Origin of the sequence: Mangrovibacillus cuniculi, assembly GCF_015482585.1 — a bacterium.
GTDB lineage: Bacteria > Bacillota > Bacilli > Bacillales > R1DC41 > Mangrovibacillus > Mangrovibacillus cuniculi.
Genome location: NZ_CP049742.1, coordinates 554,269 through 575,683, shown reverse-complemented (window position 1 = coordinate 575,683; position 21,415 = coordinate 554,269). Strand labels below are relative to the sequence as shown.

The 21,415-nt window shown below is 37.5% G+C and carries 22 protein-coding genes; 8 read left to right on the top strand and 14 right to left on the bottom strand.

What is annotated here, in order from left to right; genetic code table 11:
• Positions 1–29 precede the first annotated feature (29 nt).
• The 8 genes from G8O30_RS02945 to G8O30_RS02910 all read right to left on the bottom strand — a co-directional run bounded on the left by G8O30_RS02945 (position 30) and on the right by G8O30_RS02910 (position 8,944).
• On the bottom strand, positions 30–215 hold the full coding sequence (locus tag G8O30_RS02945; protein WP_239673506.1) for a sporulation YhaL family protein: 186 nt from the start codon (positions 213–215) through the stop codon (positions 30–32).
• Between the two features lie 84 nt (positions 216–299).
• On the bottom strand, positions 300–1,229 hold the full coding sequence (yhaM, locus tag G8O30_RS02940; protein WP_239674473.1) for a 3'-5' exoribonuclease YhaM: 930 nt from the start codon (positions 1,227–1,229) through the stop codon (positions 300–302).
• Positions 1,230–1,325: 96 nt separating this feature from the next.
• The gene (locus G8O30_RS02935; RefSeq protein WP_239673505.1) at positions 1,326–2,534 is read right to left on the bottom strand and encodes an MFS transporter; all 1,209 of its coding nucleotides are present in this window, start codon (positions 2,532–2,534) and stop codon (positions 1,326–1,328) included.
• Positions 2,535–2,607: 73 nt separating this feature from the next.
• Positions 2,608–5,304 (bottom strand): AAA family ATPase, encoded by a 2,697-nt coding sequence (locus G8O30_RS02930; RefSeq protein ID WP_239673504.1) that lies wholly within the window; start codon positions 5,302–5,304, stop codon positions 2,608–2,610.
• Complete coding sequence (locus tag G8O30_RS02925) at positions 5,301–6,302, bottom strand: metallophosphoesterase family protein (RefSeq protein WP_239674472.1); 1,002 nt, start codon at positions 6,300–6,302, stop codon at positions 5,301–5,303. Before G8O30_RS02925 ends, G8O30_RS02930 begins: the two co-directional genes overlap by 4 nt.
• Before the next feature lie 14 nt (positions 6,303–6,316).
• Entirely contained in the window at positions 6,317–6,511 is a 195-nt protein-coding gene (locus G8O30_RS02920) for a metallophosphoesterase family protein (RefSeq protein WP_239673503.1), read from the bottom strand.
• Between the two features lie 299 nt (positions 6,512–6,810).
• The gene (locus G8O30_RS02915) at positions 6,811–8,052 is read right to left on the bottom strand and encodes an ABC transporter permease (RefSeq protein ID WP_239673502.1); all 1,242 of its coding nucleotides are present in this window, start codon (positions 8,050–8,052) and stop codon (positions 6,811–6,813) included.
• Entirely contained in the window at positions 8,045–8,944 is a 900-nt protein-coding gene (locus G8O30_RS02910; RefSeq protein ID WP_239673501.1) for an ABC transporter ATP-binding protein, read from the bottom strand. The genes G8O30_RS02915 and G8O30_RS02910 overlap by 8 nt, the downstream gene beginning before the upstream one ends.
• A gap of 116 nt (positions 8,945–9,060) precedes the next feature.
• On the opposite strand from G8O30_RS02910, the gene G8O30_RS02905 reads away from it, so the two are divergent.
• Complete coding sequence (locus G8O30_RS02905) at positions 9,061–9,246, top strand: YhzD family protein (RefSeq protein ID WP_239673500.1); 186 nt, start codon at positions 9,061–9,063, stop codon at positions 9,244–9,246.
• 162 nt (positions 9,247–9,408) lie between these two features.
• Here G8O30_RS02905 and G8O30_RS02900 read toward each other — a convergent pair whose 3' ends face one another.
• From G8O30_RS02900 to G8O30_RS02880, 5 genes are all read right to left on the bottom strand, one after another.
• Complete coding sequence (locus G8O30_RS02900) at positions 9,409–10,200, bottom strand: enoyl-CoA hydratase (RefSeq protein WP_239673499.1); 792 nt, start codon at positions 10,198–10,200, stop codon at positions 9,409–9,411.
• Between the two features lie 119 nt (positions 10,201–10,319).
• Entirely contained in the window at positions 10,320–11,825 is a 1,506-nt protein-coding gene (locus tag G8O30_RS02895) for a coproporphyrinogen III oxidase (RefSeq protein WP_239673498.1), read from the bottom strand.
• 190 nt (positions 11,826–12,015) lie between these two features.
• The gene (locus tag G8O30_RS02890) at positions 12,016–12,873 is read right to left on the bottom strand and encodes a Cof-type HAD-IIB family hydrolase (protein WP_239673497.1); all 858 of its coding nucleotides are present in this window, start codon (positions 12,871–12,873) and stop codon (positions 12,016–12,018) included.
• Positions 12,874–13,002: 129 nt separating this feature from the next.
• Entirely contained in the window at positions 13,003–13,356 is a 354-nt protein-coding gene (locus tag G8O30_RS02885) for a YlbF/YmcA family competence regulator (protein ID WP_239673496.1), read from the bottom strand.
• A gap of 101 nt (positions 13,357–13,457) precedes the next feature.
• Entirely contained in the window at positions 13,458–14,591 is a 1,134-nt protein-coding gene (locus G8O30_RS02880) for a DUF445 domain-containing protein (protein ID WP_239673495.1), read from the bottom strand.
• 92 nt (positions 14,592–14,683) lie between these two features.
• Between G8O30_RS02880 and G8O30_RS02875 the strand changes: the two genes are divergently transcribed.
• The 4 genes from G8O30_RS02875 to G8O30_RS02860 all read left to right on the top strand — a co-directional run bounded on the left by G8O30_RS02875 (position 14,684) and on the right by G8O30_RS02860 (position 19,443).
• On the top strand, positions 14,684–15,979 hold the full coding sequence (locus tag G8O30_RS02875) for a YheC/YheD family endospore coat-associated protein (RefSeq protein ID WP_239673494.1): 1,296 nt from the start codon (positions 14,684–14,686) through the stop codon (positions 15,977–15,979).
• 59 nt (positions 15,980–16,038) lie between these two features.
• A complete protein-coding gene (locus G8O30_RS02870) occupies positions 16,039–17,052 on the top strand; it encodes a YheC/YheD family protein (RefSeq protein WP_239673493.1) in 1,014 nt (337 codons plus the stop codon).
• A 4-nt stretch (positions 17,053–17,056) separates the two neighbouring features.
• Positions 17,057–18,418, top strand: a complete 1,362-nt coding sequence (locus tag G8O30_RS02865) for a YheC/YheD family endospore coat-associated protein (protein WP_239673492.1) — start codon at positions 17,057–17,059, stop codon at positions 18,416–18,418.
• A gap of 167 nt (positions 18,419–18,585) precedes the next feature.
• Complete coding sequence (locus G8O30_RS02860) at positions 18,586–19,443, top strand: YheC/YheD family protein (protein ID WP_239673491.1); 858 nt, start codon at positions 18,586–18,588, stop codon at positions 19,441–19,443.
• A gap of 16 nt (positions 19,444–19,459) precedes the next feature.
• Here the strand turns inward: G8O30_RS02860 and G8O30_RS02855 are convergent, their stop codons facing one another.
• Positions 19,460–19,852 (bottom strand): ferritin-like domain-containing protein, encoded by a 393-nt coding sequence (locus G8O30_RS02855; protein ID WP_239673490.1) that lies wholly within the window; start codon positions 19,850–19,852, stop codon positions 19,460–19,462.
• 86 nt (positions 19,853–19,938) lie between these two features.
• Between G8O30_RS02855 and G8O30_RS02850 the strand changes: the two genes are divergently transcribed.
• From G8O30_RS02850 to G8O30_RS02840, 3 genes are all read left to right on the top strand, one after another.
• Entirely contained in the window at positions 19,939–20,142 is a 204-nt protein-coding gene (locus tag G8O30_RS02850) for a DUF5342 family protein (protein ID WP_239673489.1), read from the top strand.
• A 63-nt stretch (positions 20,143–20,205) separates the two neighbouring features.
• A complete protein-coding gene (locus tag G8O30_RS02845) occupies positions 20,206–20,397 on the top strand; it encodes a hypothetical protein (RefSeq protein ID WP_239673488.1) in 192 nt (63 codons plus the stop codon).
• Positions 20,398–20,491: 94 nt separating this feature from the next.
• A complete protein-coding gene (locus tag G8O30_RS02840; RefSeq protein WP_239673487.1) occupies positions 20,492–21,385 on the top strand; it encodes a PucR family transcriptional regulator in 894 nt (297 codons plus the stop codon).
• Positions 21,386–21,415: the final 30 nt, after the last annotated feature.

The window sequence follows — 21,415 nt, the reverse complement described above, 5'->3', positions numbered from 1 at the left end:
CTTAAGTGTGGGTCCTCTTTTATATATGGTTAGTTACTACCAACATGCTCTCTCTTTTTACTTCTTTCCTCTTCTATACGCTCTAAATAAACTTCTCCCTCTTTCTCTATCCAAGCATGTTCCTCATCTCGTTCTTCCCTAGCTGAGCGAACTGCCATGATGGCACTAAATACGATCCCTGCTACAACGAAATAAATCCAAAATGGTAGTGTCATTAGTATATACTCTCCTCCATCATGTAAATTCTCTAAAAACATGAGATAGTAGAATATATGATAGAGAAAGAAGAAGTAGACTTATTAATTATGAAAAGTTGGTTTGTAAAAATTTCGGTTATCTAGTGCAAACACTCTTTCAGAAAACTCTCCTGGTTTCACGCGCTCTAAAGCTCGGTCTAGCATATTCATCTTCGCATCAATATTATCAATATAATGTAAGATTTCTGCTTCTTTTACCATCGGTGGTTTTGGTGAGCCCCACTCAGCTTTACCATGATGACTTAAGACAAGGTGCTTTAAGATCATCACTTCTTCTCCTTCAATCGACAGCTCGATCGCAGCTTGACTAATTTGCTCCACCATGATGTTAATATGTCCTAATAGATTTCCTTCTACTGTATAACTTGTAGCTACAGGGCCTGACAGCTCTTGTACCTTCCCTAAGTCATGTAATATCACTCCTGCGTAAAGTAAATCTCTATCTAACGAAGGATATAAATCTGCAATTGACTTAGCTAACTTCAACATGGAGACCACATGATATGCTAAACCTGATACAAATTCATGATGATTCTTTGTTGCAGCTGGGTACAAGAAAAAATCTTTCTCTACTTTTTTGACTAAATGTCTAGTAATTCGTTGAATCGCAGGACTCTTCATATCAAAGATATATTGCGTGACAATATCTTGCATTTCTTTTACTGCAAGAGGAGCTCGTTCTAATAAATCCCCTACTTCCACACCATCTTGCTCGTTTGTAGGTCTAATTTGTTTCAACTTTAACTGCAAGCGTCCTCTGTATTCATGAATCTCACCAGCTACTTGAACAATTGTTTGCGGTTGGTACGTTTGCTCATCTTCTGAAGAAGCATCCCAAAACTTTGCTTCAATGTCACCTGATTTATCTTGTAAAATTAACGTCAGAAATGCCTTACCGTTACTTGCAATTCCTTTTGTTTGTGATTTGACCAATAAGTATAATTGGACTTGTTCACCAACGTTATATTCCATTAATTTCTTCACTTTCTTGTCCTCCTCTAACGTTAAAATCTGTATATTGTTCCTTCTCTCATTTAAAGTACCCCTATCCCTTACAGGACGAATTAATTAAATAGAAGAATGAACGTTTGTTACTTTGTTTTGAGAAAGCCAAGCTCTCATAGCTATTAAACCAACAAACATAATAATGGCACCTAGTAAATAAGGTGAATGAATATTCCACTCAAATATGGTACCTGCAATAATTGGACCTATCACATTCCCTAGACTTAAAAAGGAATTATTTAATCCCATCATAGCTCCTTGCTGATCACCAGCTAGTTTGGAAATATAAGAGTTTAAAGATGGTCTTAATAGAGAATTTCCAATAAAGAAGAAAGAAGTAGTAATGATTACCCATAAGAAGCTATTTGCCCAAGTCATCACTACAAATCCAATGCTACTAATAAGTAGTGCAAATGTTACTACTTTGGCTTCTCCGAATTTTTGGGTAAGTCGCCCTACACCAACGCCTTGAACTAGAATTCCTACGACTCCTGTTATAAGCAATATAGTTCCTACATCTCTCGTACCGTATCCATATCGTTCCAACGCATAGTAACTAAATATGGCTTGAAAGTTTGCTAAACCGAAGCTCATAATAAATACCAATATTAGTAAGAAACCAACAGGAGATTGAAGAGCATCTCTCATTTGTCTCCATTGAGGTACTCTCTTTCCAGTCTGAACAGTACGTTTTTCTTTCGCATGAGACTCCGGTAAAACAAAAATGGAAACAATACCTGCAATAGTCGCCGCGATTCCGGCAAAAATGAACGGGTATGCCAAGTCTATTTCAGCAAGTGAGCCACCTACTGCCGGTCCTACTACGATACCAAATCCCATTGAAGCACCAAGAATCCCCATTCCTTGACCTCTTTTTTCTGGCGTTGTCACGTCAGAAACATAAGCCATTGCAGTTGGCATAATGGCAGATCCAAAAATCCCTGCTAGCATTCTTGATAAAAATAACATCCATAGGCCAATTGCGTACGCAAAAATAAATTCAGCTGCCGCAAAGCCAAATAACCCAATTGTAATCAAGGGTTTTCTCCCAATCTTATCCGATAGCCTTCCCCAAATCGGCGCAAACAGAAACTGCATAAAGGCAAAAACAGCTACTAGTAGTCCTAAAGTTTGTGCATTTGCTTGAAATTCTTCAATATAAAAAGGTAGTACTGGTATAACTAAACCAATTCCAAGCATAACGATAAACAAATTAAAACTAAGCAGGACAAGAGGGACGATTGATCTTTGTTGTGCGTTATCTGCTTTCATCTGCATCCTATCCCTTTCCAATAAAATCTCTCTATCATTGTACTGCTTTTAGAAGAGAAAAGCGAATAAGCGTTTACACTTTTACTACAGTAGATTCTAGATTCACATGGCACTCTTTCAGTATTTCGTGATCTTGACAAGTAAAATAAATTGTCTGAATACCTTCTTTGTTTAACAACGTAAATAGCGCCTCTCTACGTGATGGATCTATGTGTACAAAACTATCATCCATTAATAATGGGAAACAACCTTTTTCATTTAACTCCACAGCAAGTGCAATTCGAATAAGTATATAAAGGAGCTCTTTCGTTCCTTGACTCATTACGTTTGGCGTCATCCAACTACCGTCTTGCCTTTGAATAGAAGCAACTTGGTTTTGGAACATAAACGTATGATACTTTCCTGCTGTCACCACTTGTAGATAACGGTTTACAAATCCCATGACAGCTGGTAATCTTTCTGCCTCTAGCTGTTGAATGGCATGTTGTAGACTCGCTAAGGCAATTTTTGCTTTCATCCACTCTTTTGTCTCTAATTTAATCTTTTCCTCCATCATTATCAATTCTTGTACTTTCAGAAGATAGGTTCCATTCTCTTCTAATCTTTTTACTTCTTGTTTCACTTTAATTATCTCTTCTTGTATCGTTCTTACATTTTCCTGTAACTCCGCTTTTTCTTCTTTCTTCCCTCGAATTGCTTGGAGTAACTCATCTTTGGTTGAAAAGGAAACAAAGCATTCATATTGACGGTCAGTCACTCGCTGACGAATTTCCGAGAGCTCTTCTTGTTGACTACGATACACCATCCATATTTCTTTTTTCTGAAGGAGCTCTTGTTTAGAAGAAACCTCGGCACTAACAAGTTCTTCCTTTAGTTGATTGTCTAGTATACTCTTCCTAGCAGTCATTCGAACTATTTTGTCTCGCCAATCTTCTATCAACTCTTCTTTTTTTGCAATCAATAGAAGTTCTTCTTCTACTTTTGCCATGGAATTTTTCAAGTCATTTCGAATTTCCTGTAACGGTCTGTCACCTTGAATAAAATGAATTTTAGATAATATACTTCTCCTATCATTTACGTAATTTCTACGTTCATTAAGTTCAGCAATGACTTCTTTTTCTTCCTCTATTAACTGCGTCATTTCTTGTAACTTGAATAAAATAGAAGGAAGTGCATCTAGCGGTGTATTTGCAGGTAACTGAAGCTCTGCCAGTAATCGCTCATAATTCCGCTCCCACTTATCTATCTTTCTCTTTACTCTTTGCTGATTTTCTTCAAGTAGATGCATTTTTTCTACTACTTGATCTAAAGCAAACAGAGCAGCTTTCCAAGTGGAATCAAATTCTTTAGAACTCGCTTTCTTTCCTCTATTCAACAAATACATTGTCACTATTACCATACTACTTATAATAGAAACACCAGCTGCTACGAATTCAGATAAAAGCAAACATATTATACTAATAACTAGTAGTATAGCTGTTGGTAACAGTATTAATTTCAGTGAGAATTTCTGCAAAGAATTAGTCTTTCCTTCAGCACGGTCAATTTCTAACCGGTTAATCCTATTTTCCAACTCATCTTTTTCACTAACTAGAGGCCTTTTCATTTCTTCTAATTTTTCAAGCTCTCTAGCATTTACTTCCTTTTCACGTTGCATTTCCCGTACTTCTTCTTCCATATACACTGGAACGGTTACGTCAAATGTCTCATCATATCGGTTAATTCCGATTGATTGTAAAACTTGATTGATTCGTATATGTAACTTTTGCTTTGTATTTTCTAGTGTTTCTATTGATGATTGTATCTCTAACTGTTCTTCTACACCTTCTAAGGATTCCTTAAACAGGTGTAATTGTTTTCTTTTATCTTCTTTCTGATGTACGTGTTTCTCTTCCACTTCCACCTTTTCCAAATAGTACTCCAGTTCCTCCAGAAGTCGGCTTTTATCTGCCTCCAATTGCAAATAAGTATTGACCTGTTCCGTTACATCACTATCTCCTGGCGCTTTATCCCCTACTTGTAAAGTATGATAGTCGGAGAGCAGTTCCCACTTTTCTTCCGTTTGTTCTAATAGGTGCAATTGTTCTGTCAGTTCCGCTAATTCTTGATAATGTGTCGTTACTACCTGCTCTTTTTCTGGTGTCTTTGCCAGCAACTGTAATACTTCTTCTTGATTTTTTTCCATTTTGCCAATTTCTTTTTTCACTTGTTCTCTATCTTTCAACAAAGTATTGATGAGTGGTTTTCTACCTTGTGGTTTAAAGCGATCATCCATTTGTTGCGTTAGATTCTTCTCTGCAGCCTCTAGTTCATCTCTTCCTATTAATGCAGTGGTGAATAATATTCTAGATAATTCTTGTTCATTCACTTTTTGTACTTGTTGAAGGTCCAACACATTAAACGTAAAAATGGAATGGAATGTTTGTGCCGTCACACCATTCAGCCATCGTTCTCTCTCTTCTTCCGATAAGATTCTTCCATCTTCACTCGTTAGGAAAAGTTCTTTTTCCTTACCAACTCGTCGTTCTAGCTTGTATGTACTTCCATCGCTTTTTTCCATTACCAAATAACCACTTACAGGACGGTCAAACTCATAGCCATCGATCAGACGTTTCGGTTGTGGTCCATAAAGTAATTGAAAAATACCATGTCTTAAAGTGGTTTTCCCTAACTCGTTATGCCCTACTGCTACCGTTAAAGAAGGAAAAACAGGCAGAGTGAAGTCTTGAAAATGTCCACAGCTATAAAAATAAATTTCTTTTATTTTCATCGACTAACTTTCACCTCTTCCAATAACTCAAAACATGCTTTTAAAGACTCTTCTTGTAACCCTTCTTCGTCCATTTCATTTGATAAAAGAGAATAGATAGAAGGTTGATAATATATTTCTTTCACCAATTCTATTACTTCTTTTTTAGGTAGATCAGTTATATAGGAAGATATTGCTTGATGGAAATCTGATGAATTATCCACTGAAAATACCTTCTTCGTACTGACATGTTCAATCCAATACCCTTGTTCATAAGAAGATAAAGATTCCTCAAACCACTCTAGTAAGAAATTTTCCGTTAACGGTTTACCGAATAGATCGGTAGCATCCTCTGAAATAGTTAACTGTAAATGAATCATCCAGAAAACTTCGTTGGAGATAATCGAGGAGACTTCTTTCTTTATTTTATCGATCATAAGCGAAATAGTACCTTCTGCTCTGAGATCTACTACAACCTTTTTCCACACAACTGGACTTGTTGAAATAAATTCTGTAGATACTTGGCCATTCTTAAACTCGACTAGTATTCCGCCCTTTTCGCCTTCTTCTTTTCTATTTGCTCCTTGGATAGAGCCGGCATATTGAATGATTGGTTTTTGATACAAAGTCAATGTTTGGTGAATATGTCCGAGAGCCCAGTAGTCATATTGTTTTTCTACTAGCGATGGAATCGTGAATGGAGCATAATTATTCGACTCTTCACTCCCTTTTTCTTGACCGTGAAGAATTCCAATATGAACTCCACTAGGACCTCTTAAAGGGTAATGTGATAGTTTGTCTTCTTTTACATGTTGAGAATAGTAACTAAATCCATGAAAATACACTTCTTCTCCAGAACTTGCTTGTATGGAAATAGTTTCTACCTGTTCTTTAAACACATGCACAAAATCTGGGACAGTGGCATGTTGCAAATAGAAACCATCGTGATTTCCGAAGCAAAGGATGATTTCAATCCCACTTTCGTGCAGTTGATCAAACATTTTATGTAAGAAATAAATGGCTTTTACGCTTTTTAATTCGGAGTCAAAAATATCCCCACAATGACAAAAGCATCTACTTTTCGTTCAATCGCAACGTCCACAAGCCTTTGAAGGGATGTGTATGTGCTCGAGTGAAGTGTTTCCACTATATTGTCTGGCAAATGTGAAAATCCTTTGAAAGGACGATCTAAATGAAGGTCTGCGATATGCATTATCGTAACAGCCATGAGTGAACCTCCTACCGAATGTATGTTCCATAATTATAGCACATTTAGTAGATGGTACGAAATATTTGGGAGGATACATACAGAAAACGAGGCTGGGACAAAACCCAAAAGTGACTGCACTAATTCTGCAGTATTATGTTCTTAAATACAACGCAAAAAAGGTACATTCGTTTTTTCGGAATGTACCTTCTTTGTTCTGTCCCAGTCTCGTTTCTCGTTATCTATTAAAGCAGCATTTATCGTCTAGCGGAGATCCCTTTACTGGTAAATTGTTAACAGGTAAAAAGGCTCTACCATTATTATTTTAACTGCAACGCTTTCTTAATATCCTTAAATGATGCTGATTTGCCGTACATTAACACCCCACCACGGTAAACTTTTGCACCGAACCAACCTAATAAAACAATTGTCGCTACTAAAATACCAATACCTAACCATACTTCATAGACTGGCACTTCTATCATTCCAACTCTTAGGAACATAAGCATTGGTGTGAAAAACGGAATAAATGAAGTAACCGTCACAAAACCAGCTTCCGGATTCGACAGTCCGTTTATAGCTAACATAAAGGCAATCACGATGAGAATGGTCATTGGTGCAATCAGTTGTTGAACCTCTTCTATTCTACTCACTATCGAGCCAAGGAAAGCAGCTAGTGTTGCATACAATAAGTACCCTAAAACAAAGAAGATAAATCCATACAAAATAGTGGACACAGATGTATTTCCAAAGCCAAAGAACTCATAAAAACCACCTGTCATGTCATCCAAACTCATTTGTAACGATGCATATCCAACCGCTAATATAATTGCAAGTTGAGTCATACCTAACAATGCAATACCAAATACCTTTGCAAACATTTGTTGAACAGGAGATATACTAGAAACCAAGATTTCCATTACTCTCGAGGATTTTTCATTCGCAACTTCTGTCGCTACCATGGAAGCATATATGATGACACTGAAATAAATGATGAAGAGAAGAATATACACTAGTCCACGAGCCTCACTAAGCTCTTCTTCAGACTTTGCCGCTTCATTTAAGGCTTCCCTCTCAATAGATACTGGAGTATTTAACTGCGCTACTTGTTCAGCGCTTAAATTTAGTTCTCCAGCCATTTCCATTGTATACACTTGTTGAAGACCTGCTTGAAGTTTGTTATACAAGCCTTCATTTGTAAAAGATTCCACGAAAAAAGTTGCTTGGAACGGTGTAACATCATTATTTACGACCAATAGTCCATCAATTGTGCCGTCTCTTACTAATTTCTCTTGCTTTTCTTGGGATTCATCTACTAACTCTATTTTCAATTCGTTATCTATTGCTTTTAGTTGTGCTGCTACGACAGAAGCGATCTCTGCATCAGCACTAATCATGTGAACGACCTCTTGATCTTCTTCACGGTCAAATACATCAATGATGGTAGAAAGATTACTTAATACAATAATAGCAAGTATGAAAATGGCCGTTGTGATAATAAATGATTTTGATTTTAATTTGGTCAAATACGTGTGACCTAAGCTGGTAAAAAACTTATTCATCTTTTCCACCTACCTTTGCAATAAAGATGTCCTGTAACGAAGGCTCATCTAATTCGAATTTACGAATAAAAGAGCGTTCTGCCGCAATTTTCAGTAGATCTTGTGAATCTTCTTCTCTGGCAATTTTATATTCTAGTCCTTCTCCGACACGTTTACTGTCTAAGACAAGCGGATGTTCTGTGAGGTACGTTAAGTCATCATCACTGTAAATTCGAAGGGCTTTTTGTCCGAAGGATCGTTTTATCTCTTTCAACTTTCCTTGAACAATTGGTGTTCCCTGACTCATAATAGCTAAGTTTTCACATAATTCTTCTACATGATCCATTCTATGACTGGAGAAAATGATGGAAGTTCCGCTATCTCTTACTTCATGTACAGCAGATTTTAATAATTCAACATTGACTGGGTCTAATCCACTAAAGGGTTCATCTAATATTAAAAGTTCCGGCTTATGCAACACAGATGCAATGAATTGAATCTTTTGCTGATTACCTTTAGATAGCTCTTCTACTTTCTTATTTTCATATTCAGGGACATTAAATCGATCTAACCAGTAACGCAATGATTGAATAGAGGCTTCTTTTTTCATACCTCGTAACTTTGCCAAATACACTAATTGTTCTTTCACCGTTAGTTTTGGATAAAGACCACGTTCTTCTGGCAGATACCCAATAATGTCTGCAAGATGGTTCCCAACTTTTTTGTTGTTCCATAAAACTTCTCCATCCGTTACATCCAACAAACCTAAGATCATACGGAATGTAGTTGTTTTTCCAGCGCCATTTGCCCCAAGCAAACCAAACATTTCTCCTTTTTCTAAGCGCAACGTTAAATTGTTAACTGCTGTAAATTCACCAAAACGTTTTGTGACATTTCTTACTTCTAGTGTCATCGTATCACTCCCTTTTACCTATTTACGTTTGCAAAAAGAAAAGAGTTTCAACTTTTCTTCTAAAAGTTTATAATTAAATAAAGTGAATCACTATTCATTTATGGAGGGGTTGTAAAATGACTACGTACAAACTAACAATTTACGGACTTTCAGAAGGGGAACATTTAGAGGAGACAGTTGAAGCTTCATCAGAAGCAGAAGCCAAAGAGCGTGGAAATAAGAGATTAGAAGAATTGAAGGCACTAGATGCTACTTACAGACTTACCTCATCAGCTGGGAAGTTGATTTTGTTTCATTCGTAAATATGGAAGATGGTGGGACAAAAATCGGAAAGGTACATTCGAAAAATGAATGTACCTTTTTTACGTTGAATTTGCTTTTGCAATACTGCATTATTAGTGCTTTATTAAAATGGAAATCCCTGTGCAGTCAATTTTGGCTTGTGTCCCAACCTATTTTTTATGTTATTTCCCCTCAAACTTCGGATATCGCTTCATTAGGAATGCATCAACACCCTCTTTATGGTCATCTGTTAAACGCATTTTCCATTGGCCTTGTTTCTCCATTTGCAATACTCGAAGTAATTCATCTCTATTCATGGATGCATAAATCATCTTAGTTTTGATCATGGCTAAAAGCGGCTTTCTTCTCCACTCTTTTAGTGTAGCACCTAAGTATTCTTCGACAGATTCCACTACCTCGTGAACTAATCCAGCTTCTTTTGCTTCTTGGGCCGTTAGTTTATTTCCAGCCCAAATCATTTCTTGCGCTTTTTTCGGTCCAAGTCGCTCCGCTAAGAAATAATGTCCTCCACCGTCAGGAATTAATCCAATGCCAATAAAGTTCATCGCAAGAACAGTTGAAGGTGTCGCTACTAAACGATCCGTTGCTAAAGCTAAGCTTAGACCTAATCCAGCAGCCGCTCCCTCTACCAAACTAATGGTCAATTTCGGCATCGTGTATAGTGTCACGACAATGTCTGTAATGGCAGACATAATGGCCGAAAACTCTTCTTCTGTAGATTCTTTCAGCAGCATATCCTTGATATCTCCACCTGCTGAAAATACCCCGTTGTTTCCACGAAGTACCACAATTTGTTGTGAATCGTCTCTACTCACAACATTTAGACAGTGTGCTAGTTCTTGAAGAAGTGTTTCATTTAATGCATTCATACTTTGTGGACGATTTAATGTAATCGTCGTACAGTTCCCCTCTGTTGACACGAGCAATGTTTCATACGATAAATGAATGACCATTCAATCCCCTCCTATTTATGTTATACCACAAAATGACATCGCTTTCAGTTGTTTTATAAAAAAAAGAGAAAACCACCTTTGAAACATAGGTAGCTCTCTCTTTTTATCTAGCGGGGTGCTTATACAGTCACAGAATCTCTAAACAACTCTTCTAGAATATCGATTTTCTTCTTACTGTATTCTTTGTATGTGTCGTTATACGATTTCGGGTCTTTTGGGTTTGCCAATTGTGTAATGACACCAGTTGTTGGGTGGACAAATTTAGAGGAAGCTCCACATCCAAGGCCGATGATTGTTTGTACTTCTTCCATAATCACAATGTTGTAGATGCTATCTTGTCCTTCTTGTGCATACCCTACGTTCTCTAAATTACCTAAGATGTTCTTCATTCGATACAGGTAATAAGGTGTATAGCCGTTCTCTTTCGTCCACTTTTCTGCCATGCTCATCATCTCTTCAATCTCAGGACGTGAAGCAACTGGATACTTCTCTTTATTCTGAGTCATTTCGGACGCACGTTTGAATGATAGTGTATGGACTGTTAATGATTCTGGCATTAATTTTTCTGTTTCATCAATAGTGTGTTGGAATTCAGGCACTCCTTCACCAGGTAATCCAATAATTAAGTCCATATTAATGTTTTTCATTCCCATGTTTCTCGATAACCAGAACTTTTCAATCGTTTCCTCCACCGTATGATGGCGACCGATTGCTTTTAATGTTTCTTGTGTATAGGACTGAGGGTTCACAGAAATACGATCAATGTTATGTTTCTTCAGTACTTCTAATTTGTCAGGGAAAATGGTATCTGGGCGTCCCGCTTCCACCGTAATCTCACGAATGTCTTTTACATCTGGGAAAGAGCGATACATCTCTGCATATAAAAGGTCCATTTGTTCCGCACTAATAGAAGTAGGAGTTCCTCCACCATAATAAATAGAAGTAATTCTAATTCCTTTTTCTTTTAACCAAGCACCCATTTCTTTTATTTCATAATGAAGTCCTTCTAAGAATGTATCTACTTTACCTAGTTTCCCTTGAATAGCGAAAGCCGGGAACGTACAGTATGCACACTTTGTGGGACAAAATGGAATACCAATGTAGATGCTAACTTCATTTTGAATGGTATAAAGATCTGGTATTACTTGCAGCTGACGGTCTACTATAGTCTGCATTAATGCAATCTTTTCCTCTGTAATCATGTATTGATCACGTAAGATTTGATGTGCTTCATCTTTTGTTAGACCTTGTTTTAAAAATTTATGAAGTAATTTTGTTGGGCGAACTCCGGTTAGAATTCCCCATGGTTGGATGACACCTGTTTCCTGTTGTAGCAAACTTAAGTACACATAAGAAACGGCAAATTTCACCTGTTTAAATTGCTCTTTTTCCGTCAATGATTCTTGAATTGTTCGTTCATGTTCTTCCTTGTAATGGTTATCTCCATGAAGTAATTCACCTGCCACGTGTACTTTTCCAGCGCTTTTCGTCACAGAGAAATGAATATTTATATCACTATTTTCTTGTTCTAACTGCACTTTGCAGTCTTCAAAAAATAGGTTAGCAATTAGTTGTAAGGGACGCTGAAATCTTTCATCATGCAGTCCATTAATTGATAGCTTCATCCTTCTCACCTTTCGTGTCAAAACTCTCTTAAGTTTACTGAATAGGCAGTGGGATTTCAAGCGTATGTATCTCTTCCCTTTATAAAAGGATACTCATGTCACTACAAACCACATCACAAGGTCAACAATGAGTTGTTGCTGTTCAAAAAAAAAATCCAAGGAGTTCATTCCCTCCTTGGACTACGTAAACTTATTTAAATTTTGATAAAAAGTCTTGGTGCTGCTGCTTTCGGAAGTGTTCTTTTACCATATATGCTACACCGTTCTCTTGATTTGATCTGGTTACCCAGTCCGCTGCATCTAATACTGTTTTAGAGGATTGCCCCATGGCTACTCCTAGTCCAGCCCACTCCATAAGCGGAATATCATCTTGGCTAGATCCAATCATGACTACTTTTTCTCTTTTTACTCCTAAACGGTCACAAATATATTTCACACCATTCAACTTAGATACACCCTTTGTGGTGATTTCCAAACGGTTATCCTCGCAAATGATATACGTAAACTCATCAAATAATGCATTTAGTGCTCCATGTACATCATCCAACGTATTACGATTTTCAAATGTCACTTCTACTTTGGAAGCTGCCATTGGAGTTTCTTGTAGAACATCGCAAATCGAGTCTACATATGTGTATGCATGAGTTAAACGATAGGCAGGCTGGAACACAGCTTTTGCTAACAATTGCTGTTGCAACGGAATTTTGTTAGATAACGTACGCTGTTCGTCCATTACCCTTACTTGCCCATTTACTTGCTCTAAGAATCTTGCTAGCTCATATGTTTTTTCTTCCGTTAGCTTTTTCACAGAAATCGGCTTTTCTGCATCAGAAGCAATAAATGAACCAGATTGAGTGACCAAAAATGTATCGAGCTTTAGTGCTCTAGCTACGCGTTTTGCAGAAGCAAAAGGACGCGACGTTACCAAAGTCACATAAATTCCTTTCTCAACAGCAAATTCAATGGATTCTCTAGTTGATTTATGCAAACGCCCATTATCGTGAAGCAGCGTACCGTCAATGTTCATTGCTAACATTTGATAATTCATTCTTGATCCCTCCTACATTGTCCATCCAGGTCACCCACAATGGGTCCTTAGTTACTCATATGTATGGCATGGACATTGTAGAAGTAGGAAAAGAAAAAAACTCCTTACAAAATGTAAGGAGTAACCAAATTATTCACCTAGTGAACCGTATAGTTCTTCAAGAGGCTTCATGATGATTTTGTTTAATTCACCAATTGCCATGCTCATGCGTTGTTCTGCTTGCATTAGCTGAGAGATTAACTCATGTTGTTGAACGATTGCAGCAGACTTTTGCGCTTGTTCTACTTCTTCTTGTGTAATTTCTTGGCCTGTCATTTGTTTTTGCTGCAGGTTCATTTGAATATCACGGAAGTTTTCGAAAATACGCTTTGCTGATTCATCTGCATTTACTTGATCATATAAACCTCTTAATTGAACATACTCATCACTTTCACGTAATGCTTTTTCTAATTCGTACGCGTAATCATATAAATTTGTAGCCATTTCAAAACTCCTCCTTTACCCACCAAGTGTATCCTCACTTGTGGAAATCCTTTACCATCATAACAAACTACACCTTACATGGCCAGGAACATGCTATTAGCTTATAAAAATAAGACTAGGATTCCTTGGAAAAGGCCAATTACTCCACCAAGTAAAGCTCCTAAAACCGTGATCATCTTAAATTCTTTTCTTGATATCGATAAAAGTAACTCTTCTAATTGAGAGACTGGTAGAGACTCCACTTGTTCTTCCACCATTTTATCTATGCGGAAAGATTCCATCATATGCGGAATTTGTCCAACACCTTTCTTCATAACCACTTCTACTCCGTTTGGAATCCAATCTTGTGCAACTGTCTCTTCAAAGGGGCGTACCCAGTTTTGGACCGGTGTATGCAAAAGAGAAGCAATCGGTAATTTTCCAACCACAAATGAACTTACTTGTTCTATGAACACTTCTCCTTTTTCTGGAGATACCCAATCTTCAAGAGGTGTCACTCTCCACTTTGTCCATCGACTCTGCATAAACCCTTCTACTAATTCAGCTGTTTCCTCGCGTCGTAAAAATTTTAACAACTCTGGTTGGATCTTATCAGACAAAGATACATTTCCGAGAAACATGGTAATCATGTTTCCAAGCATCCCTTTGTCTTTTAAAAAGTCTTGAATTAAGCCTTCTAGTGTGTCTTTTCCTTCAGGACTTGCTACATAAATTTCTAACTTTTTTACAATAGTTTTACTTAAACTTGGAAAAGCACCTGTAATTTTCTCTTCAAAGTCTTCCGTTAATACATCTACCAGCTTTTCCGAACGATTTGTTAACCACCAGCTGTTTCCACCTTTAACAAGCACATTTTTCAATTGAGTGACTATCTTTTCTTCCAAATCTTCTTTCGTAAACCACTTTCCCATTTGTTCAATAGTTGTTTCTTTTTCTAACCATTCACGAAACAATCTAGTTACTTGTGTGTTAACACTATGTTTCGTTTCTTCACTCATCCACTTCTTGATAAAGCGCTCTGGTGTCACCAAATGAGTGGTCACCATGTTCCCTAATTGCTTTGCGAGTTCCTCTCTTCTTTTTGGGATTAAACCTGGTGTAAAAGGTACTCTCATTTTGCCTATATATATAGGTTTGTATGGGCGAAACAGCATTTTGATTGCTAGAGAGTTAGTGAACCCTCCAATTGCTGCTCCGATACTAATCATTATTACTATTGTCATCCAGTCGTTCATTGTACATACCCTTCTTTCTCTAAGTCGGAACCTAACATGCTTTCCCTACATACGATAGGGTGATATTTGCCTATAGACGAGGAGCGAATGAAATGAAAGCCCTTCTGTCCCAAGACTTATCTAAACCAAATTGCTTTCATTTTACCATGACACATGCACTTTCAAAAGATTCTAACACTGTCCAAGTTCTGCGCATTGGGACATCTATCTTTTTTGGTGAGATGAAGGATGAAAATACATTTATTTTTGAACAAAAACAATGGAAAGATGTCCCTACCTGTTTATCACATGAGTTACATGTTTCGATACGTAATAATGAGATTGTTGTGGAACCTGTATTAATGATTTTAACAGACAGTAGAGTAGGATCAGCCAACTTTACCTCCTACGAATCTTTTTACTTAGAAATGTTAGAATACGGAAACAGCATTGGTGCTGTTACGTATATTTTGCCACTTACTGACTACCACTTATATAAAGAATCCAAAGGTTTCATTCATATAGGTGGGGAATGGAAAGAAGAATTTGTTCCACTGCCAACAACTGTTTACAATCGCGTGCATAACCGTAAGATAGACGCTAGCCAGGGGATGGACCTTCTTCGAAAAGATTTTCAGGAAAAAGAAATTGCATTCTTTAATCACCAGTATGTGTCTAAATGGGAAGTTCATAAAGTTTTATCGACTGAACCATCTTTTAGAGCCTATCTGCCTAAAACCGAATACGCTCAGTATGAGTGTATTTACGACTTTCTACACGAAAAGGTTTCTTTCTTTTTGAAACCAGCTTGGGGTTCTCTAGGGAAGGGCATTCATTATGTGGAGTTTAATCAAAATCTTTCTCACTGGTTAATTACAGACGGGAATAAAGTGCAACGTTATCATTCTATCCAAGAGGCTTGTACGTATTTAGATAAACTTGTCGCTAAGTCTCCTCATATTCTCCAACAAAAAGTATCGTTAGTAACCTATGATGATAGACCCGTAGATTTTCGCATTCACCTAATAGCTTCTACTACTTCTGAATTCGAGGTTACTTCCATAATTGCTAGGGTATCAGCCAAAAATAAAATAGTTTCTAATTTATCACAAGGTGGCGAGTTAGGGAAGTCGTTAAATGTTCTAAAAAGTTTGTTTGATTCAGAGAAGGCAAAGACCATTTACTCGCTAATGAAAGAACTTAGTATAGAAATGGCTTCTCTGCTCTCATATGAACTTGATGGGAGCTACAGAGAGTTCGGCATCGATATGGGAGTAGATGTAAATGGAAAGCCATGGTTGATTGAATGCAATATTAAGCCTTCTAAGCAACAGGATATCGCTACTGGAATTAGAGCCTCTACAAAAGCAATTTGGAAAAGTCTTTTTGAAAGGGAGAAATTAATATGACACTCGGAATTCTAACTCTATCCCTCCCCTCCATATCTTCTTACTTAAGGGATATTGTTATGGCAAGTAATGAAAGTAGCTGTAAAGCTGTAATAGTTTTAGTAAAGGATATTGATCTTGACTCACCTACCGTAGAAGCTTATGGTTGGGATCAAGCCAAAGATCACTGGCTGAAAGAAACCATTCCACTTCCTTCTATTTGGTATGATCGATGCCTTTACGGTGAAGATACCACTTCTCAACAAGGACGAGAAATAGTAAAAAAACTCAAGTCTAACCCTGACCAGACTTTCTTAGGTTATGGATTACCGGACAAATTCAGGCTATATCAACAATTACGTACACATCCTATTTTGCAACGTTATTTGGTCCCTACCTTTCTACTAGAAGACTTGTTTCAAATAGAAGATCTATTACTCTCCTATGATGAATGGATTATGAAACCTGTAAATGGTGCACATGGCTTTGCAGTTTATGCTATCCAACAAAAAAGAGACGGAACAATCAGAGTACAAACCACTAAAAACGATCATTTAAAGACCGTTTATGTTCCTTCCATTGATGAATTTTATCGTTGGTTTAATCACCTTTTTTCTCAATTTCAATGGATCTTCCAACCCCGAATTCCTAGCGTAACGAAGCAGAAACAGCCCATTGATATTCGCGTTTTTCTCCAAAAGGATGTTAAAGGGGATTGGGGTATCGTACAAAAAGGTGTTCGTTTAGGAAAAGCAAATGGCCTATTAACGAATTTATCTGCTGGTGCCTCCGTCATTCCTTTTCAAGAATGGCAAAAATCAGTCCATTACGACATAGCTCAAAAAGTAGAAGAACAGGTAAAGGAATGTCTAACTTTATTACCTTTAGAATTAGAAGAAGCTTTCCACTCTTTATTCGAGCTTGGTGTAGACATATTGCTTCTTCCAACTGGAGATATAAAAATTCTTGATATTAACTCTAAACCTGGCCGTAAAATCCTCTCTATTTTGTCACCTGATTTATATGAAAAGCAAAAATTCGCACCGCTTTTATATGCTAACTATCTAGTATCTACCAAATTAGAAAGGAGCTAATGATATGCTACAAGCAGTCACCATTTCGAAAGCTCCCGGCAAAGGGGTTATCTATTTGCCAGCTACTATTCAAGAGAGCATACCTGTTACAACCGTTTGCTTTGGCTCAAAGTCCATTCCATGTACGACTGTCCGAACGAACAATACTTCTATTAAACTCACAGAAGACCTTTGGAATAGTTTATTACTTCCAATAGATTTAAGCAGAATTCACTTCTCTATTAAAGACACCACTTTGCATCTAGGACCATTGGTTGGGATTTTCACAAGTGGGTTTACTCCTTACTTATTACGCCCAATCGGAGAACGATCTCGCTTCTTTTCGAAATTGTTAACAGCACAGAAAACAATTTCTGTCTGTGCTTATATTTTCGGTGAGGAACACATTGATTGGGAGAACAAATTAATTAATGGATACTACTTCACAGAAGAAGATGGATGGAAGCAAGCCGTTTATCCATTTCCATCCGTCATTTACGATCGACTACCAAACCGAAAAAGTGAACGACTCAAACGCTCTAGGATAGTGAAGGAACGGATGGAAACAGAATTTACTATCCCTTGGTATAATCCTGGCTTTTTTGATAAGCTAGCGATTTTTGAAAGATTAGATGCAGAAGAGCAAATCCAGCATTACCTTCCAGAGACGCAATCGGCAGAGTCTATCTTTCAATTAGAACAAATGCTTCGGAAATATCCTTCCATATATGTCAAGCCTATTCATGGAAGTTTGGGAAAGGGCATTGTACAGTTTTACTATGAAAAAAAAGAAGGAATGTACTATGCACGTTACGAAAGAAACGAAGTACAAAAGTTACAAAAATCTGTCGCACTTGAACCCTTAATTAAGCAAGCCTTGCGCGGCAGACCCCTTCAACGATTCCTTGTTCAACAAGGTATTCCACTACACATCAACGAAGGGCAAGTAGTTGATTTTCGCGTGCATACAAATAAGGACCAACATGGCGTCTGGCAAGTTACTGCAATTGCAGCCAAGCGTGCAGGTTCTGGTAGTGCAACTACTCATGTGAAAAATGGTGGAAAAATCGTCTCTCTGCAAGAGTTATTCGAAGATCTCTCCACTCGACAAGAAGTGCAAAAGAAGTTAAAAAAAGCTGCCTTAGAACTTTCCTTATCTTTGGAACGCCAACTTTCTGGCGTCATCGGTGAAGTAGGATTTGATTTCGGAATGGATACAGATGGGAGGATATGGTTTTTCGAAGCAAATTCTAAACCCGGAAGGTCTATTTTCAGTCATGTAGACCATCGTGAATATGAATGGTTAACAAGGAAGCTTTCGTTAGCTTTTAGTATCCATGTGATGAACCAACAACTTAATCACGACCTTGCAGGACTAAAATTATGAATACGGCTTTTTCGTTAGGGATGCTCGTGCATAAAACAGAAAAGGACAAATGGATTACACCTATTTCCCTTTTTCAGAAATTAACAGAGTACTGTTCTTCGCAAGGCGGTACCTGTTTTCTTTTTACTCTTCCACCAACGAACAATACTCTCATTGTGGGCCGCTATTTGAAAGATAAGGAAACTTGGAAACAATCAACTTTTTCTTTTCCAGATGTCATTTACAACAGAGTTGCTAGTAGAAAAGTAGAAACGACGGATCGATGGCATTCGTTTAAACGCTTCTCTAGTCAACAAAACACTTGGTTCTTTAATCCACATTTTTTTGAAAAAATAACTGTCATGAATACGTTAAAGGAAAATGAGCAACTTGCCCATCACATACCTAAAACTCTTAAACTAAAAGATATTCCACAATTAAGGAAGTTCTTAAAAGAACATGGAAGTATCTATGTCAAAAGTAGCCAAGGTAGAAAAGGAAATCATCTCTACAAATTAAACTGGATCGATGAATCTTCTCTCCTTACTCAAAGTACAAATGAAACCACCACTGACACCTATACCTCCATTTCCAAGAAGCTTCATCTTAATGAAACTCACTATCTCATGCAAAAAGCAATCCTTCCTGACATAAGGGATGGTCTTCGTTACGACTATCGCGTTCTAGCTCATCTAGTCCGATCTAGTCATCGAATAACTGGAATAGGCATGCGAGCATCAGCTGAAAATGCTGTGACCACGCATGTACCAAGAGGTGGAATGATCCTCCCTTACAATGCCTTCTCAGATAGTGAAACAGAAAAAGTACTAGCAATGATTGTGGAGGAAATAGGAAAGACCTTAAGCGAGAAGTTTGGAGATATCGGAGAATTTTCCGTTGATATCGGTAGAGACCAAAACGGTAAGTTGTGGATCTTTGAGGTGAATGCAAAGCCTATGGTATTCGATGAATTAGAAATAGAACAAGCGAGAGTGAAAGAACTTGTACATCAAGCGAAAAGATACTCGATGTTAAGACAAAAGTGAGGCGGAGTTACCTGCCTCACTTCATCATGCCTAAAATTGTTCCAAAGCGAATCGCATGCTCTTGCTCATCTGTCATGGCTACAAACAAAGGCTTATAAGCTTCCTGTGTCGGAATTTCTAAAATCATATTTCTGTACATTTCCGCTGCTTCTAATTCACTTTCTAGTGATTGTAAAACAGCTGCTCGAAAAGAAACCATTTCTTCTTCTTTCTTTTCAACCGGAGCAAAGCTTTGTGTGTAAGAGTAATATAGCTGCTGTAACGACTCGTAATGTCCCCGTTCTTCCTCCATTGCAATCGTAATCCAATCAACAAACAACGGGTTATTTGTTCGGTCTTTTAATAGTGAGTAGTAGTGGTAAGCTTGATATTCATTTTGAATAGCCATCGCTAGTTGCTGAATAAACATGTGCCACATTCCCCTTCTTTTTGACAATATGATGCAAGAAGAATTGTTATGATGATAAACTAGAAGTAGATAAGGGGGAAGAAATAATGTTTACACATTTCCAAGTCAAATCTTTATTTGAAAATAGAGAGATTCCAGGCTGGTCGTTTTCCTTTTTTGCACAAGGGGAAAAAGTTCACGGTACATATGAGAAGGACGGCACAATTAATTGGGGAAATGAGCCTCGAGAGCGAAGTGACGCGGAGAAGTTTGTTCATGAAATGATGCTCTTTCATGTGTATGAAAAATAATAAAAACATAATCACCATCCATTCTGGCAATACTAGGAACACACTTTTCTAGGAGGGATTTTGGTGAAAAAAGAAAAACCTGAATTTTTACCCGACACAGAGCACTCTGGAAGAGATAAAGCCTATATAGATGTCGACCGCTTTATAAATGAAGGCATGGGTGGCGGAAGTGTCTTTGACAGAGAAGAAAGCACAAACATCCCAGAATCAGATGTCATCGTGGATCAAGAGGATCCGCCTCACAAATCACAATAATTACTTTGGAACGGGCATATAGATGCTCGTTCTTTCATTTTTCCCCTATACCCAGTAGAATAGGAAGAAATATCTTACGTCTTAGGAGTATGTAATGAAAGTTAAATTGTTAAAACGCGATCCATATCTAATTACTGGTACTCATATTCATAAAGATTCCTCATTATTCTGGATTTATGACGACAACCAATATATAGGTCTACATAAAACACAATTTAGTGAACAAGAACAGACATTTTTACTAGAATGGTTTCCACTTCCTACAGACACCTTTCCGTTGTCGCCATTTGCACAAACTTGGAAAAACTTTTTAGAAGGCGATTCATCCACTTTTCCTGTAGATGAGTTTACTTCCTATCGTGTAACACATTATCGTTCTTCTTCTAACACCACATCAAAAGAAAATGTGTTGGACATCATGCAATCGCTTCTTCCAGAAGACACCGTTCTTATCCCACAAACTCACTATTATGGTTGGATCGTAGAATACGGTGACTCACCCTTTTTAGGTGAAGAAGAATGGCAAGCTTGGAGTCAAGCAATGGAAGGCGACTTCTATCATCGAGTATCTTTTTTTATAGGTGATCCTTTACAAGTAAAAGAACATGCGGATTTACACATACAACTCGATGAAAAACTGTTTGATGTTGGAGTTTCCCTACAGCATAACAACGTAATTTTTAATCGTGCATCCGTACTACCTTATTATTTAATGGCAAACTATCCTGTTAAAGAACGAAACGCACTATTTGAACGAATCCTTCATTTGTTCTTAGAAGAGCCAGAAATGGTCAAGACGATAAAGACATATATTACCTGTCAACAAAATACATCGCAAACAGCCAAAGCTCTATATATGCATCGAAATAGCCTACAATATCGACTGGATAAATTCACAGAAAAAACAAGTGTTGATTTAAAATCGTTCGAAGGTGCTCTACTAACATACTTAGCTTGTATTCATATGGAAGTAGGTAAAATTGATTAATGTGCACAAACTGCCGAAAAAGTTCGGCAG